General features: G+C 72.5%; 16 protein-coding genes and 1 riboswitch. Of the genes, 11 read left to right on the forward strand and 5 right to left on the reverse strand.

Features of this window, described 5'->3' with window-relative positions; translation table 11 throughout:
- Positions 1-45 precede the first annotated feature (45 nt).
- Genes ASG73_RS18255 through ASG73_RS03025 form a run of 3 tightly spaced genes read left to right on the forward strand, consistent with a single transcriptional unit; the run spans position 46 to position 4,588 of the window.
- Positions 46-3,072: an FtsX-like permease family protein gene (locus ASG73_RS18255; protein ID WP_055990518.1), complete on the forward strand. Its 3,027-nt coding sequence runs from the start codon at positions 46-48 to the stop codon at positions 3,070-3,072.
- Positions 3,069-3,905: an ABC transporter ATP-binding protein gene (locus ASG73_RS03020; protein WP_055990520.1), complete on the forward strand. Its 837-nt coding sequence runs from the start codon at positions 3,069-3,071 to the stop codon at positions 3,903-3,905. Before ASG73_RS18255 ends, ASG73_RS03020 begins: the two co-directional genes overlap by 4 nt.
- Positions 3,902-4,588, forward strand: a complete 687-nt coding sequence (locus ASG73_RS03025) for an ABC transporter ATP-binding protein (protein ID WP_156466107.1) — start codon at positions 3,902-3,904, stop codon at positions 4,586-4,588. The genes ASG73_RS03020 and ASG73_RS03025 overlap by 4 nt, the downstream gene beginning before the upstream one ends.
- Before the next feature lie 75 nt (positions 4,589-4,663).
- On the opposite strand, the gene ASG73_RS03030 is transcribed toward ASG73_RS03025, so the two are convergent.
- Together ASG73_RS03030 and ASG73_RS03035 are read right to left on the reverse strand one after the other, a co-directional pair.
- The gene (locus ASG73_RS03030) at positions 4,664-5,641 is read right to left on the reverse strand and encodes an NAD(P)H-quinone oxidoreductase (RefSeq protein WP_055990522.1); all 978 of its coding nucleotides are present in this window, start codon (positions 5,639-5,641) and stop codon (positions 4,664-4,666) included.
- Positions 5,641-6,003, reverse strand: a complete 363-nt coding sequence (locus ASG73_RS03035) for a DUF4235 domain-containing protein (protein WP_235499339.1) — start codon at positions 6,001-6,003, stop codon at positions 5,641-5,643. Before ASG73_RS03035 ends, ASG73_RS03030 begins: the two co-directional genes overlap by 1 nt.
- 52 nt (positions 6,004-6,055) lie before the next feature.
- A riboswitch (TPP riboswitch) is annotated at positions 6,056-6,158 on the forward strand.
- A 79-nt stretch (positions 6,159-6,237) separates the two neighbouring features.
- Here ASG73_RS03035 and ASG73_RS03040 point away from each other — a divergent pair.
- The 3 genes from ASG73_RS03040 to ASG73_RS03050 are packed head-to-tail and all read left to right on the forward strand — an operon-like array spanning position 6,238 to position 9,681.
- Entirely contained in the window at positions 6,238-6,882 is a 645-nt protein-coding gene (locus ASG73_RS03040; protein ID WP_055990527.1) for an ECF transporter S component, read from the forward strand.
- 35 nt (positions 6,883-6,917) lie between these two features.
- Positions 6,918-9,170 (forward strand): ATP-binding cassette domain-containing protein, encoded by a 2,253-nt coding sequence (locus tag ASG73_RS03045; protein WP_082566945.1) that lies wholly within the window; start codon positions 6,918-6,920, stop codon positions 9,168-9,170.
- A gap of 16 nt (positions 9,171-9,186) precedes the next feature.
- Positions 9,187-9,681 (forward strand): flavodoxin family protein, encoded by a 495-nt coding sequence (locus tag ASG73_RS03050; protein WP_055990528.1) that lies wholly within the window; start codon positions 9,187-9,189, stop codon positions 9,679-9,681.
- A 78-nt stretch (positions 9,682-9,759) separates the two neighbouring features.
- Here the strand turns inward: ASG73_RS03050 and ASG73_RS03055 are convergent, their stop codons facing one another.
- Genes ASG73_RS03055 through ASG73_RS03065 form a run of 3 tightly spaced genes read right to left on the reverse strand, consistent with a single transcriptional unit; the run spans position 9,760 to position 11,662 of the window.
- Positions 9,760-10,239: a hypothetical protein gene (locus ASG73_RS03055; protein ID WP_055990531.1), complete on the reverse strand. Its 480-nt coding sequence runs from the start codon at positions 10,237-10,239 to the stop codon at positions 9,760-9,762.
- 41 nt (positions 10,240-10,280) lie between these two features.
- Positions 10,281-11,063 carry a hypothetical protein gene (locus tag ASG73_RS03060; RefSeq protein WP_055990534.1) on the reverse strand — a complete coding sequence of 261 codons (783 nt, stop codon included), beginning with the start codon at positions 11,061-11,063 and terminating at the stop codon, positions 10,281-10,283.
- 14 nt (positions 11,064-11,077) lie between these two features.
- Positions 11,078-11,662 (reverse strand): DinB family protein, encoded by a 585-nt coding sequence (locus tag ASG73_RS03065; protein ID WP_055990537.1) that lies wholly within the window; start codon positions 11,660-11,662, stop codon positions 11,078-11,080.
- Between the two features lie 289 nt (positions 11,663-11,951).
- On the opposite strand from ASG73_RS03065, the gene ASG73_RS03070 reads away from it, so the two are divergent.
- The 5 genes from ASG73_RS03070 to ASG73_RS03090 all read left to right on the forward strand — a co-directional run bounded on the left by ASG73_RS03070 (position 11,952) and on the right by ASG73_RS03090 (position 15,677).
- On the forward strand, positions 11,952-12,656 hold the full coding sequence (locus ASG73_RS03070) for a DUF1361 domain-containing protein (RefSeq protein ID WP_055990540.1): 705 nt from the start codon (positions 11,952-11,954) through the stop codon (positions 12,654-12,656).
- Between the two features lie 62 nt (positions 12,657-12,718).
- Positions 12,719-13,156 carry a universal stress protein gene (locus ASG73_RS03075; protein ID WP_055990543.1) on the forward strand — a complete coding sequence of 146 codons (438 nt, stop codon included), beginning with the start codon at positions 12,719-12,721 and terminating at the stop codon, positions 13,154-13,156.
- Between the two features lie 81 nt (positions 13,157-13,237).
- On the forward strand, positions 13,238-14,443 hold the full coding sequence (locus ASG73_RS03080) for an MFS transporter (RefSeq protein WP_082566946.1): 1,206 nt from the start codon (positions 13,238-13,240) through the stop codon (positions 14,441-14,443).
- 29 nt (positions 14,444-14,472) lie between these two features.
- Positions 14,473-15,177, forward strand: coding sequence for a DsbA family oxidoreductase (locus ASG73_RS03085; RefSeq protein WP_055990549.1), 705 nt, complete (start codon positions 14,473-14,475; stop codon positions 15,175-15,177).
- Positions 15,177-15,677, forward strand: a complete 501-nt coding sequence (locus ASG73_RS03090) for a mycothiol transferase (protein ID WP_055990552.1) — start codon at positions 15,177-15,179, stop codon at positions 15,675-15,677. The genes ASG73_RS03085 and ASG73_RS03090 overlap by 1 nt, the downstream gene beginning before the upstream one ends.
- The last annotated feature ends 12 nt before the right edge of the window (positions 15,678-15,689 follow it).

The raw sequence follows: 15,689 nt of genomic DNA on the forward strand, positions 1-15,689 counted from the left end.
GTCGGAGGGGGCTAACGTGTCGCTCGGCAATCAGGGGGAGATCAGATGTGGGCAGCGCTGCGCCACCGCCGAGGGCAGGTCATCGCACTCGCCCTGGTGTCGGCACTCGTGGCCACGTGCGCGGTCTTCGCGCCCGTCTTCGCCCGGAGCCTCGACCAGGGCCTGCTCCGGGTCCACGTCACCGAGGCCGACCCCGTGACGACCGCCACCGCGATCTCCCGCAATCGCACGGCGCAGGAGCGCACGCTCATGCCACAGGCGGTAGCCGATCTCGTCCCTCCTGACCTCGCCGCGGTCTCGGGGGAGCCGGTCCTCGCGATGCGCCAGGCGAGCCTCCTGAGCCCCCGGGCGGGCAAGAAGCCCTCACCCGTCGTCATCCGCTCTCGGTCTGCGGTCTGCGACCACCTCGAGATCACGGGTCGGTGCCCGCAAGCCGCCAGTCAGGTCATCGTCTCTGCCGCCGACGCGGAGGCGTGGGACTGGCGCCCCGGGACCCGTCTGAGCATCCCGCAGAAGAAGTTCAACCGCCTCGAGCCCGACCTGCAGGACCTGCACCTCGAGGTCGTCGGGACGTACCGGGTGCTCGACGATCCCGCGTACTGGCTCAGTGATCGTCCCGACGGCAAGTCCGGCGTCGTGCAGCCGGGCCTGGACAACGTGCCGGGTATCGACGACCTCTTCACCGCCGAGGCGACCTTCGCTGATGCCGTCCCGACGGCCTCGGTCGTCGTGGTCCTTCCGCTCGCACCCGACAGGGCGACCCTCGACTCCCTTCCCCTCGCTGCCGCCGCGGCGGACCGGCTGCAGGAGGATCACGCCGAGCTGACGGTCGACGAGTCCGCCCGCAAGGTCGTCGACGGCATCGCGACCGGTCGCAGCCAGACCGCGGTGATCGTCCCCTTCGTGATGATGCAGCTCGCCCTGCTGTCGGTCCTCGTGCTCTTCCTCGTCGCCCAGGCGGCCGTCGACCAACGACGGCACGACGTCGCCCTGGCCCGCCTGCGCGGGCGCTCCCGCTCCGGTGCCCGGCGGCTGCTGCTCACAGAGCTCGTCGTGCCGGTGCTGCTCGGACTGCCCATCGGCTGCGCGGCCGCACTCGGGCTGGCGGTGCTCGTGCGCGGGGCGATGCTACCGGCGGACATCCCCTTCGAGATCCCGCTCGCGGTCCTGCCCTGGCTCGTCGGGGCACTCGTCGCCTCGGTCCTGACGGTGCATCTTGCCGCGCGCCCGGTGCTGCGTGAGCCGGTCAACGACCTGCTGCGCTCCGTCCGGCCCGGCGCAGCAGCCGGGCCGCCCGTCGTCGAGGCCGTGATCGTCGTCCTCGCCGTGATCGGGGTCGCCGGCCTGGCCACCGGCGCACTCAGCGGCCCCGCCGCGCTCGCCACGCCCACCCTCCTGGCGATCGCAGTCGGTGTCCTCGCGGCCCACCTCGTCCCTCGGCTCGCGGCCGCGCGGGCGCGCTCGGCCATGCGACGCGGACGCGTCGCGACGGCCGTGGCCGGGCACTCGATCGCTCGGCGGCCGGCCGCTCGCCGCATCCTCGTCGTGACGACCGTGGCGACGGCCATCGCGGTCTTCGGTGCCAACGCCGTCGTCGTCGCCGACCGCAACCGGCTCGCCCGCGCCGAGCTCGAGACGGGCGCGCCGACCGTCGTGTCCGTGGACTCGGCCTCCGCTCCCGCTCTGATCGCCGCAGCCGACGCGCTCGAGGAGCAGGGCATCCCCGCCGCACCGGTCGCCGTGATCAGGCCGCACTCGCAGGAGGCCGCCGCGACGATGGCGACAGACCCGCGGCGGCTCCTCCGGGTGGCCCACCCCGATGCGGTGCGCGGCCTCGACGTCGCCAGGCTCGCCCTGCCCAGCCAGAAGCCGATCGTCCTGCCCGCCGGCTCGGCGACCGCCACCGTCTCGTGGAACCTCACCTCGACCGAGGACACCCCACCCACCCTGATCATGGACATGACGACCCCTGACGGCGACAAGCGGTCGGCCGACATCGCCACGCTCGGTCCGGGGTCGTCGGGCACCCGGCGGGTCGACGCCCCGCTCTTCTGCTCCGCTGGTTGTCGCCTCGCCGGACTGCGCGTGAGCACGTCGGGATCGACGGGTAGCCAGGCCAAGGGGACGGTCACGATCTCCGGCCTGGGTGTCGACGGGGCAGCGCTGCCGGTCACCGGTGACGGGGTGTGGGCGGCGACTGACTCCACCGACGGCACCGGCCTGTCGGTCACGACGCGCGGCAAGGACCTGCAACTCGACGTGGCCGCAGCCGACGGAGAGGACGTCTCCGCCCACGTGGGTGATGTGCCGCGACCGATGCCGGCCATCGTCTCTGGTGACGTGGGGCAGCCGGGCACTGTGCTCCAGGTGCTCGACATCGCCGGTGGCCAGACCGAGGTCCGGGTCGACCAGCAGGTCAGTGCCCTCCCCGGAACCACCGACCGGGGCGTGCTCCTCTCCCTTCCCGCTCTCGCGCGGGTGACCGGCGATCTGGACGCGGCCCGAGTCGACCGCCAGCTGTGGCTCGGGGACGACTCGCCGCAGGTCATCACCAAGACCGAGCGGGTCCTCGAGGACGCGGGGGTTGCCGTCCGGGCGGTGCACACGACCGCCGAGGCCGACCGGGCATATGACGACTCCGCGTCCGGGTGGGGTCTGCAGCTCGCGCTGCTCGGCGGAGCGCTCGCGGTCATCCTCGCCGGACTGGTCCTGCTCATCCTCGCGATCACCGGGTGGCGAGCAGCAGCCCGTGACCTGGCCGCCTTGCGGATCAGTGGCGTGAGCCACCGGGCGGCCGGTCGCGCGCTGCGCACGGAGCACCTGACGAGCGTGGCGGTCGGTGTCGTCCTCGGCGCCCTGTGCGCCCTCGCCGGGTCATGGATCGCGTTGCCGGCGCTACCGCTCTTCGTCTCTCCTGCTGCGGTGCCCGTGCCCGACTTCGCGCCCGCGTGGCTCGCGGTGGCCGCGGCGACCGTGGCCGTCGCGCTCGTCCTGATCGGCATCGCCTGGTTGCTCGCTGCCGCCGTCCTGCGCCGGGTCCGCCTCTCCGCAGCGAAGGGAGAGCCGACGTGAGCGGGCTGCCCGTGCGCACCCACGGACTGGTGCACATCTATCGCGCCGAGGGCCACGACGTCGCGGCGCTCTCGGGTGTCGACCTGACCGTCGCGGCCGGCGAACGCATCGCCCTCCTCGGGCCCAGCGGCGCGGGCAAGTCGACGCTGCTCGCGCTCTTCGGCGGGCTGCTGCGACCCAGCGCCGGGCGGATCCACGTCGGCGAGCACGAGCTGTCCGCGATGTCGGAGGCGCAGGTCGACGCCTTCCGCGCCGGTGAGGTCGGCATCGTGCTGCAGGGCGCCGCACGCAACCACCTGCCGTGGCTCACGGCCCGGGGCAACATCGAGTTCGCCCAGCGCCCGGCCCGCCGCAGCGGTAGGACCGTCCCGCCCGTCGTGGAGCTGCTCGACCTGCTGCGGCTGGGCGAGGTGGCCGACGCGCCGCTCGAGTCGCTCACCCCCGGGCAGCTCCAGCTCGCCGCGCTCGCGGTCGCGCTGGCCAGCGGGCCGGGCCTGCTGCTCGGGGACGAGCCGACGAGCCAGCTGGACCAGGAGTCGCGCGATGTCGTCCTCGACGCCCTGGCGGAGGTCGGCCGCACGCTCGGGACCACGGTCGTCGTCGTCACCCACGACCCGGACGTGGCGCGGGCCTTCCCCCGGACCGTCACGATCCGCGACGGTCGCGTGGGGGGTGAAGGCCGTAGCGGTGAGGAGTACTCCGTCGTCGCCGCCGACGGCTCGCTGCCCCTGCCGGCGCCGGCTGTTGCAGCCTTCCCGCCCGGGACTCTTCTGCGGGTGCACCGCACCGATGACGGCACGTGGCAGCTCATTGCCGAGGAGGGGGACGCATGACGGACTCGATGACCGACCGGCTCGTGCTGGACGACGTAAGCGTCCGCTACGGCGACGTGGTGGCTGTGGATGGTGCAGCGGCAACCGCGGTGCCCGGGGAGCTCACCGCCGTCACGGGGCACTCTGGAGCGGGCAAGACGTCGCTGCTGTGGGCCATCGGAGGGCTGCTCGACGACGGTCGGTTCAGCGGGTCGATCACGTTGGGGGACAAGGCGATCGGTGACGAGGTCTCGTCGCGGGATGCCGGTGCGGTGCTCATCCCGCAGGGGAGCGCGCTCGCGGAGGTGCTCACGGCGCGGGACAACATCGCGATCTCGCTCGTGGCTGCGGGCATGTCGGGGGCCGAGGCGACCGCCCTCGCGGATCGCACGCTCGCATCGGTGGGACTGGCCGAGCACGGTGGGCACCTCGCCGAGGAGCTCTCCGGAGGTCAGCGGCAGCGCGTGGCCGTGGCCCGCGGACTGGCGCTGTCCTCCCTTCGCCTCGAGTCGGGGAGTGCGGTGCTGCTCGCTGACGAGCCGACCTCGGAGCTCGACCACGACACCCGTGAGCTGGTCGTCGCGCTGCTGCAGGACATCGCCGGTCGCGGCGGGATCGTGCTGCTCGCGACGCACGACCCGGAGGTCGCCGAGGTCGCTGCTGCCACGTGGCACCTCGAGGACGGCCGCCTCGTGACCACCTGACCCCGGGTGGAGGTATACGCGCGGACGACTCGTCCGCGCGTCCACCTCCACCCGATGATCGGGAGGTGGCGGGCGTCAGGCCGTGAGCAGGATCTTGCCGATGTGAGCGCTGGCCTCGAGCTCACGGTGGGCATCGGCGGCTCGGTCCAGCGGGTGGGTGCCCTGGATGATCGGCTTGACGGCGCCGTCCTCGATGAGCGGCCACACGTGCTCGCGCACGGCGGCGACGATCGCTGCCTTCTCCGCGGCGGGACGGGCCCGCAGCGAGGTGGCGATGACCGCGGCGCGCTTGCTGAGCATCTTGCCCAGGTCGAGCTCGCCCTTGCGGCCACCCATGAGACCGATGACGACGAGCCGGCCGGCGATGGCCAGCGCGTCGACATTGCGGGGCAGGTACTTGGCCCCCATGAGGTCGAGGATGACGTCGGCGCCACGACCATCTGTCGCCGTCTTGATCTCCTCGACGAAGTCCGCGTCCTTGTAGTTGATGAGCACCTGGGCGCCGAGGTCACGGCAGACGTCGAGCTTGGCCTGCGAGCCTGCCGTCACGGCGACCCGGGCGCCCGCCGCGCTGGCGAGCTGGGTGGCCATGGTGCCGATGCCCGACGACCCGCCGTGGACGAGGAAGGTCTCGCCCGGTTGCAGGTTGGCGGTCATGAAGACGTTGGACCACACCGTGCACGCCACCTCGGGCAACCCGGCGGCGTCGGTGAGGGAGACCCCCTTCGGCACGGGCAGCAGCTGGGCGGCCGGCACCAGGACCTGCTCCGCGTAGCCGCCGCCGTCGACGAGGGCACACACCTCGTCACCGACGGACCAGCCCTCGACGTCGGGCCCGACCTCGCGGATCGTGCCCGAGACCTCGAGACCGGGAAGGGGGGAGGCCCCCTTCGGCGGTGGGTAGTGCCCCAGGCGCTGCATGACGTCGGCGCGGTTGACCCCGGCGGCCACCATGTCGACGACGACCTGTCCGGGACCGGCGGTCGGCGCGTCGACGTCCGCGATCTGCAGGACGTCGGCGTCACCCGGCTCGGTGATGGCGATGCCGCGCATCAGGAGACCTTGTCGATCTCATCCTTGAGGCCGAGCATGGCGTCGGGGAGGTGGCCGGAGGACTTCTTGTAGAAGGAGGCCGCCTGACGGGTGGCCATCGTGCGTGCCAGACCCATCGCCAGACCGGCGAGCGCGGCGAAGGCGATGGCCTCACCGATGGGGTTCTCAGGGTTGTTGGGGTCGATGTCCTGGCCACTGCCGAAGCGTGACCACACGATCGCCACGACCTTGTTGGCGACGATGCCGGCGACGATCGCGGAACCGGTGCCGAGGATCTTCCAGACCATGTTGCCCACAGCGGACCTGCCCTTCGCGTAGATGCGGTGGACGAGGAGCTCGCCCACCCGGTGCGTGGACAACATTGCCACAGGAGCGCCGGGCCCGAGGCTCCGCTGCCGACGGCGCTATGCTGGACGGGCACGACAGGGGAGCGCAGCAGCGCTGAGAGTGCGGGTGACCGCAGACCCTCGTACCTGATCCGGCTCGCACCGGCGTAGGGAGTCGAGTCTCAGGACCTGATCGTCGATGGCCAGACGTCAGCGTCCGGTCGCGACGGCAGGCCCTCCCTGTGGGTACCGACACAGGAGAAGCACCACATGTCCACCACCACGACACCGGCCGCCGAGCGCGCCCGGACCGTCCTCGCCACCGGCCAGCTCATGGGCTGGCGCACCGTCGACCTGCTGACCATCGCCTTCCTCGGCGTGGCCTTCGGCGTCGCCTACTGGGGCTACGGCCTCCTCTACAACGGCCCGATCTCCGCGCTCGGCCTGGCCTTCCAGCCGCTCTTCGGACTCTTCGTCGGCTTCTGGTTCATCGCCGGTGTCGTCGGTGGGCTCGTCGTCCGCCGTCCCGGTGCCGCGCTGGCCTGCGAGCTGATCGCGGCGATCGTCTCGGCACTCTTCGGCAACCAGTGGGGCGTCACGACGGTCGTCTCCGGGCTCGCGCAGGGCCTCGGCGCCGAGCTGGCCTTCGCGATCTTCGCCTACAAGGCCTTCGGTCCGGCCGTCGCGGTCCTCGCCGGCGCGCTCTCGGCACCGCTCGAGTGGGTCTACGAGGCGTACGCCTACTTCGCCGACTGGACCTGGGCGTGGAAGCTCGCCTACCTGCCCCTCATGGTCGTCTCCGGCATCGTCATCGCCGGCGTCGGCGGGTGGCTGCTCACCCGGGCGCTGGCGCAGGCGGGCGCGCTCAACCCCTTCCCCCCGGGCCAGGAGGTCCTCGAGCGGAAGGCTGTCTGATCCCCATCGAGCACCCCACCCCGTCGGGTGGAGGTGTGCGCGCCGACGACTTGTCCGCGCGGACACCTCCACCCGCGGGAGCGGCTGCCGTCGCCGTCCGCGGTCTCACCTGGCGACCGGCCGGGCGAAGGGAGCCGGTCCTGCGCGAGATCGACCTCACCCTCGTCGAGGGCGAGCGGGCGCTGCTCGTCGGCCCGAGCGGGTCCGGCAAGTCCACGCTCCTGCGGGCCCTCGCGGGCCTGCTGCTGACCGTCGACTCGGGCGACCTGTCCGGGAGCGTGACGGTCGACGGACGCGAGCCGGGTCGGCGTCCCGGCGCCGTCGGGCTCGTCCTGCAGGAGCCCGGCTCCGGGACGGTCGCCGCGACCGTGGGCCGAGATGTTGCCTTCGGCCTGGAAAATGTCGGGCTGCCCGCAGACGCCATGCCAGCCCGTGTCGATGCGGCGCTCACCGCGGTCGGGCTCGACCATCTCGAGCGGGACACCCCGACCGGGGCCCTCTCCGGTGGCCAGACCCAGCGACTCGCGCTCGCCGGCGCGCTCGCCCTGCGCCCGAGCCTGCTCCTGCTCGACGAGCCGACGGCGATGCTCGACGAGGCGAGCGCGGCCACCGTGCGAGATGCCGTCGTCCACGGCGCAGCCGGCCTCACGACGGTCATCGTCGAGCACCGCATCGAGCCGTGGCTCGACCACGCCGAACGCCTCGTCGTCCTCGGACGCGATGGTCGGATCCAGCACGACGGTCCGCCCGCGCAGGTGCTCGCGCAGCACGGGGACGAGCTCGCCGCTGACGGCATCTGGGTGCCGGGCGTCCCCACGCCCCAGCCCCTCGACATCGACCTCGGGCCGCTCGCTCGACCAGTCGAGGCCGGCGTCGAGCTGCTCACCTGCGAGCCCCTGCGCGTCGAGCGCCGTCGCAACCACCTCGACGGCAGCAGCGAGGTCGCCACCGTGCTCGTCACGGACGTGCCGCTCGCCGTGACATCCGGCCGGTCCACCGCGCTCGTGGGCCCGAGCGGTGGGGGCAAGAGCACGTGGCTCGCCGCGATCGCTGGACTCATCCCCCCTTCGTCGGGGCGGGTGGTGGGCGCCGACGGTCGTGAGGTCGGCGAGCTGCCGGCCACCGACGTGGCCCCGCTCCTGGGCTGGGTGCCGCAGTGGAGCTCCAGCGCACTGCTCTCCCGCACGGTCCTGGACGAGGTGCTCCTCACCGGTCGCACCCTCGGTGCCGCCGACGAAGGGAGGGCCCGCCACCTCCTCGAGGTCCTCGGCCTGGCGCACCTGGAGCGCGCCGACCCGCAGACCCTCTCGGGTGGGGAGCAGCGTCGGCTGGCCGTGGCTGCCGCCCTCGCCCACGGCCCCAGCGCCGTTCTGGCGGACGAGCCGACGGTCGGGCAGGACCGGGGGACGTGGGCGGCCGTGACCGGGCTCCTGCTCTCGCACCGCGCCCGGGGCGGGGCCGTCGTGACGGCCACCCACGACCCCGACCTGGTCCCGCTCGTCGACGAGGTGCGGCACGTGCGCACCCCACCGTCGGAGCCTCAGCGCAGCACCCCGCGCGCCGTGCTGTCCGCGTGCGGGCCGCTCTCCCTCTTCGCCGCGGCAGCGGTCCCGATGCTCGCGGCGGTGCTCTCGCCCGGCTGGCGGGTCTCGCTCGTCGTCCTCGCGGTGATCGCGCTCGGGGCCCTCGTCGGCCTGTCCAACCGTCCCGGCTCCGGTGCCGGGTGGACCGTGGCCGGACGGTGGCGCGGGCTGGCCATCCGCCTGCTGCCGGGTCTGGTCGGAGGTCTGAGCGTCGGCTGGTCGACCTGGCTGCTCGGCTCGCACGACGTCGAGACGGCCCTGTCGGCCGCGCTGCGGCTGCTCGTCATCGTCGCTCCGTCAGCGATCACCCTCGCCTTCATCGACCCCGACGATCTCGCCGACCACCTCGGTCAGCGGCTGCGGCTGCCGGCGCGACCGGTGGTCGCGCTCGGTGCTGCGCTGCAGCGGGTGCAGTCCTTCGGGGCCGCCTGGACCGAGGTCGGCTGGGCCCGTCACCTGCGCGGCCAAGGCGTCACGTGGCGAGAGCCACGCTCCGTGATCGGCTACCTCTGGGCCTCGACCTTCGGCATGCTGCTGCGCTCCCTCGGGTCGGCCGCGACGCTCGCCGTGGCGATGGACGCGCGTGGCTTCGCCTCCGGAGGTCGTCGGACCTGGGCCGAGCCGGCCCCGTGGCGTCTGGCCGACACGCTCGTCGTGCTCGCCTCGCTGGTCACCGTGCTCGTCGTGGCCATCGCCCGGCTCTGAGGGCAGGATGGGGGGCATGGCACGTCTGCTCGTCGTCCACCACAGCCCGACCCGATCGACCCGCGCCCTGCTCGACGCGGCGCTCGAGGGCGCCCGCCACCCCGACATCGAGGGGGTGGAGGTGCAGGTCGTCCCGGCGCTCGAGGCCACCGCTGACGATGTCCTCGCTGCTGACGGGTACCTGCTGGGGACCCCGGCCAACTTCGGCTACATGTCGGGGGCGCTCAAGCACTTCTTCGACTCGACCTTCCTCCAGATCGGCGGCGCGCTCGACGACTCCGGCGGCGCCGGCGACGGCTCGGGGGGAGGGGGCACCGCCAAGCGACCGTACGGACTGTGGGTGCACGGGCGCTACGACGTCACGGGCGCCGTGCGGGCCGTCACCGGGATCGTCCAGGCACTCGACTGGAAGCAGTCCGCGGACATCCTCGAGGTCGTCGGTGACGTCGACGAGGCCGCACTCGAGTCGGCCACCGAGCTCGGCGGGACCTTGGCCGCGCTGCTGGCCTAGGGATCCACCCCGACGACGAAGGGGGGATCCCACCGACTCGGTGGGATCCCCCCTTGGTCCTGCCGGGGAAACGGGGCGTCAGGCGTGACGCGGGGCGTAGCGGCTGTGGCGCGCGGTGTAGCGGGCGTTGGTGCGGCGAAGGGCGACCGTGGCGCTGACGACCACGAGGGCGTAGATGCCCAGGGCGATCCACCCGGCGAGCCAGGTGGCGGCCGCACCGACGAGGACGACCGAGACGAGGACCGTGGCGATCGCGACGAGGTTGCGGCGGATCGCGGCGACCGACTCGGGGGTCGCGTGGCGGCTGCGCAGGTTGTGGCCGACGGGGGTGACGACGTGCTCGACGGTGTCATCGGGCGACTCGACGACGGTGACCATGCTGTGCCCGGGGGCGGCGGCCTCCTCGACGGCGTCGCGGTAGGCCAGACGGGGGATGACAGCGGTGTCCACCGTGTCGTCGTCGGTCGCGAGCATCGCCTCGAGATCTGCGGTCTGGATGGCCCAGGTCGGCAGGTCGGTCGGGGCGGTGCGGGAAGAGGTCGTGCTCGCCGTGCTCATGAGGCCATGATCCCGCGCCCCCGTAGGGATCGGGGGGAGGTCTAGGCCTTCGGGCGTGTCTCGAGCCGGGTGATGAGGCTCGTCACATCCGCAACACGTGCCTCATGGGTGTTGACGAGGTCGCGGGCGGAGACGAGGGCGGCACGCGCTCGTGACTCGGCCAACCGTGCGGCGCCCAGCTCCCGCTCGGCCTCGCGCAGCTCGTCGCGAGCCTGCTCGAGCTCCTGCTGACGGGCCCGCTCGGCCTCCTGCGCCTCCTTGGTGTCGTCCTCGGTCTCGTCCGCGTCGTCCGTCTCGTCGTCGGGCAGGGGCGGCACCAGGCGAAGGGGGGTCGCCACGGCGTCGTCGAGCTCGACCTCGCCGAAGCCGGCGTAGGACAGCGGTCGCAGCAGGCTGCCCGACGCGAGGGCGCGTCCGCTCTGCTCGTCAGCGAGGGCCGCTACAGCGGTCGCGTCGACCTCGTCCTGGGTCGAGGGGCCGAAGGTCGCGCCGCTCGCCTCGGCGCAGCGCCCGGCCGCGGCGATGAGGGCGTCGATGGCGGCCCGACGCTCGGGCCGCGCCTGCGCCAAGGCGGGCATGTCGCCCTGCGACTGGGCCGAGCGCATCCGGGCGCCGAGCTCCTCGAGGTCGGTGATGACCTGCGGCTCGTCGCGGGCGACGCGGTTGAGCAGCCACGCGGCCACGGTCGGCTTGCGCAGGGCCTTGATCTCGGCCGCGAGGGCGGGGTCATCCCCCTTCGCCGTCGTGGTCAGTCGGGTGCGGGTCGCGACGAAGTCCCCGAGCGGGACCCCGTAGAGCTCGTCGACGGCAGCGCGCAGGTCCATGGGACGATCCTGCCTCAGCCGTGCCGATCGGCGATCCGGGTGAGGCGCCCGACGTACTCGGCCCAACGCTGCTCGTCCCACTCCGGCAGGTTGTTGCCCTCGGACCGCAGGCCGACCCGGCCGTCGAGCTGCTCGCGCAGGATGTCGGCGTGGCCGGCGTGACGGGCCTCGTCGAGGGCCATGTGGATGATGATCTGGTCCAGCGTGACGTGGTTGCGCTCCGGCGGCCACCACGCGACCGTCCCCGGTGCGTCGAGCGCCAGCGCCTCGATCGTCGAATCGGCGTGGTCGAAGCAGGCCCGGCTCCAGGCGAGCACGTCGGCCATCGACTCGGTCTCGGTGGCGAACATGTCCTCGTTGTCGTCGGGGTCCACGCCCTCGACCTCCCACGGCAGGACGAGCTCGCTCGGCCGGTCGAAGGTCTCGCCGAAGTACCCCAGCTCGCACGCCGCCGCATGCTTGACCAGACCCAGCAGGTTGGTGCCCGTCGGGGTGCGCGGCAGCCGGGCCTCCCGCTCGTCCAGTCCGTCGAGCTTGAGCAGCAGCGCCGCCCGCTGCGCCTTGAGGAAGCCGTGCAGGTGGTCCTTGAGGTCCGTCATGGGTCCACCCTGCCACCGGGGTGCGACAGCCGCTGGGCTCTGGCATGCCCCACCGTTCCCTGAGGTGCCGCCCGCCCGCTCCCGACGAGCACGGCCGGCGCGCTGCCGAAGTCCTTCGTCATCGGGTGGGCACGTTGTCGTGCCCGACTTCGGCTTGATGCTGCGCCAACCCTGCGCGTCGTCCGCTCACTGACGTCGTCGCCTCCGAGACGGTCGCTGGCGCGCCTCCTCAGGGAGCGTGGGGGAGACGTCCAGCAGGCCCCAAGATGGGGGGCCTACGGTTTGTCGGATGGCACAGATCTCGCACCCCGGGCGTTGGCTGACGGGGCTCACCCTGCTCCTCGTGGCGGGCACGCTGATCGCTGCGGGGCTGCAGGACGTACGGGCCGAGCGGGCGGGCGCGCCGGTCTTCGCCTTCCTCTTCTGGAACCTCTTCCTCGCGTGGGTCCCCTACGTGCTGGCGCTGGTCATGGCCGGGTTGCACCGGGCCCGGGCGTCGGGCTGGCTGCTCGGGGCGATCGGCATCGTGTGGTTGGCCTTCCTGCCCAACGCGCCGTACATCCTCACCGACTTCATCCACCTGGGTGCGATCCCGGGGGCGCCGCGGTGGTTCGACGCGTTGCTCATCGGGTCCTTCGCGGGCACCGGGCTGCTGCTCGGGCTGGCCTCCCTCCTCCTCGTGCACCACGTCGTCGAGGTGCGCGTGGGCCGGGTTGCCGGGTGGGCGCTCGCGATCGGCTCGCTGGCGCTGTCCTCGATCGGGATCTACCTGGGACGCTTCCCGCGCTTCAACTCCTGGGACATCCTCACCAACCCGCACGGGCTGCTGGAGGTCATCGCCTACCGGCTCGCGGACCCGCTGGGCAACCCCTTCCTGCTGCAGTTCGGGGCGCTCATGACGGGCGGGCTGGTCCTGTCCTACCTCGCCACGTGGGCTGCCGGTCGGGTCATCGTGCGGGCCCGCACAGGGCATCGCTCGGTTACGGTGGAGTGACGCACAGCACAGGCGTGGGACCTCTCGCGCCGGGCCAAGCCTCACAGGACAGGTGCACTGACATGGACGGCAAACCAGTCATCGTCGGAGTCGACGGGTCCCCGGACTCCCTCCGGGCGCTCAGATGGGCTGCCGACTACGCCCAGCTGGTCGGGGCGCCTCTCGAGGCCGTGATCACCTGGGAGGTCGAGACGCTCTACGCCACCACCTTCGCCGGCGCGTGGGACACGACCGCCGTCGAGCAGCGACACCGCGAGTTCCTCGACGAGGCGGTCACCACGGCTCTCGGCGATGGGGCGCAGGTCCGCACGCGCGTCGAGAAGGGCAACGCGTCGGAGGTGCTCGTGCGAGCGTCCGAGGATGCGCAGATGGTGGTCGTCGGCAGCCGCGGCCACGGCGGTTTCGCCGGGATGATGCTGGGCTCGGTGAGCCAGCACCTCGTCACGCACGCGCGGTGCCCCGTGCTCGTCCTGCCGCACAAGGACCGCACGAAGCAGTAGTAGCGGGGCTGCCCCCGAGCGGCGGGCGGATCGGCCCGGGGCGCTGCGAGGATGTCCTGGACGGGTGGCACAGTACGCAGGGTGACAACCCCGGCCACCCCTGCGCAGGAGCAGCCACCCGTCCCGACCGAGATCAAGGTCCTGGTCGCTGCGGCCTTCGTCATCGCGATCGGCTTCGGGCTGATCTCCCCGGTCCTGCCGCAGTTCGCACAGAGCTTCGACGTCGGCGTGACCGCGGCGTCCGTCATCGTCTCGGCCTTCGCCTTCTTCCGCCTGCTCTTCGCGCCCGCGGGAGGTGCTCTCGTCACCCGACTGGGTGAGCGGCCCGTCTATCTCTACGGCCTGGTCATCGTCGCGCTGTCGACCGGTGCCTCGGCCTTCGCCCAGAGCTACTGGCAGCTGCTGATCTTCCGCTCCCTCGGCGGCATCGGATCGACGATGTTCACCGTCTCGGCCATGGCCCTCCTGGTCCGGCTGGCCCCACCGCTGATCCGCGGCCGCGTCTCCTCCATGTACGGCAGCGCCTTCCTCATCGGTGGCGTCATCGGCCCCGTCATCGGTGGCGCGCTCGGCGAGCTCGGGATGCGCGTCCCCTTCGTCGTCTACGGCGTCGCCCTGCTCATCGCGGCCGGCTTCGTCGGGCTCATGCTGCGCGGGACCCCCCTTCGCCACATCCCGGTCGACGGTGCGCTGCCACCGATGACCGTCAAGGAGGCGTTGCAGGACAGTGCCTATCGCTCGGCGATGGCCTCGGCCTTTGCCAACGGGTGGACCAACTTCGGGGTGCGGGTGGCGATCCTGCCGCTCTTCGCCGTCGCGATCGTGGGGGAGACCTGGGCCGCGGGTGTCGCGCTCGCCGTGGGTGCCGCGACGACTGCCCTGACCCTGCAGTACTCCGGGCGACTGGCCGACAGCATCGGACGACGCCGCCCGATCATCATCGGCCTGGCCCTCAGCGCGGTCTCCATGGGGACCATGGGTCTGGCCGGCGGACTGGTGATGATCCTCGTGCTGACGGCAGTCCTCGGGGTGGGCTCCGGCCTGCTCAACCCCGCCCAGCAGGCGACCGTCGCCGATGTCATCGGCAATGGCCGCTCCGGCGGCAAGGTCCTCGCGGCCTTCCAGATGTGCCAGGACGCCGGAGGCATCGGCGGCCCCGTCCTCGTCGGGCTCGTCGCGGACAATGCCGGCTGGGAGTGGGCCTTCGCCCTCAGTGGGCTCATCTCCGCGCTCGCGATCATCCCGTGGCTGCGCTCCCGGGAGACCTTGCTCGTCCACGCGGGATGATCCCGGCGGCATCGCGTGTTGCCCCCGGTATGAAGATCGACATCTGGTCCGACATCGCCTGCCCCTGGTGCTACATCGGCAAGCGCCGCCTCGAGACCGCCCTGGCCGACCACCCGCGCCGCGACGAGGTCGAGGTGACCTGGCACAGCTACCAGCTCGACCCGACGCTGCCGGAGCACTACGACGGCACCGAGATCGAGTACCTCGCGACCCGCAAGGGGATGCCGCAGGAGCAGGTGCGCCAGATGTTCGGGCACGTCACCGAGCAGGCTGCCGGCGAAGGGCTGGCCTACGACTTCGACAAGCTCGTCGTCGCCAACTCCGCGCGGGCGCACGAGCTGCTCCACCTCGCCAAGGAGCGCGGCCTGGGCGACGCGGTCAAGGAGGCGCTGCTGTCCGGGCACTTCGAGCACGGCATGGACATCGGTGACGTCGACCAGCTGGCGCGGGTGGGCGTCGACGCCGGCCTGGACGAAGGGGAGATCCGCTCGGCCCTCGAGGACGGCCGGTACAAGGCTGCTGTGGCGTCCGACATCGACATGGCCCGCCAGATCGGGGTGACGGGCGTCCCCTTCGTCGTCGTGGACATGAAGTACGCCGTCTCCGGGGCCCAGCCGCCGGAGGTCTTCCGCGAGGTCCTCGACAAGGCGCTGGCCGAGCAGGCTCCCGCGCTCCAGGTCGTCGACGGGGCCAAGGACGCCGACGCCTGCGGTCCCGACGGCTGCGCGATCTGATGACACCGTCCCAGCTGCTCATCGACTCCTTCGAGCGCGTCCGCGAGGGCGCCCTCGCCGCCGTCGACGGGCTGAGCGAGGAGCAGCTGGCCCACCGGGTCGCCCCGGACGCCAACTCCATCGCCTGGCTGGTGTGGCACGCCTACCGTGTCCAGGACGAGCACCTCGCCGATGCCGCCGGGCTCCAGCAGGTCTGGGCCGCACGGGGGTTCATCGAGCACTTCGACCTCGACATCGACGAGGACGACACCGGTTACGGGCACACCCCCGAGCAGGTGGGCAAGGTCCGGGCTCCGGCCGAGCTGCTCGCCCGGTACGTCGAGGCGGTGCACCAGCAGACCCTCGCGTGGGTCGGAGGGCTGTCGGCCGGGGACCTCGACCGTGTCGTCGACACCTCGTGGGACCCGCCGGTCACGCTCGGCGTGCGGATCGTCAGCGTGATCAACGACGACACCCAGCACATCGGCCAGGCCGCCTACGTGCGCGGACTGCTCGACTGACGGTCTGCCCCT

Origin of the sequence: Janibacter sp. Soil728, from assembly GCF_001428305.1 — a bacterium.
Classification (GTDB): domain Bacteria; phylum Actinomycetota; class Actinomycetes; order Actinomycetales; family Dermatophilaceae; genus Janibacter.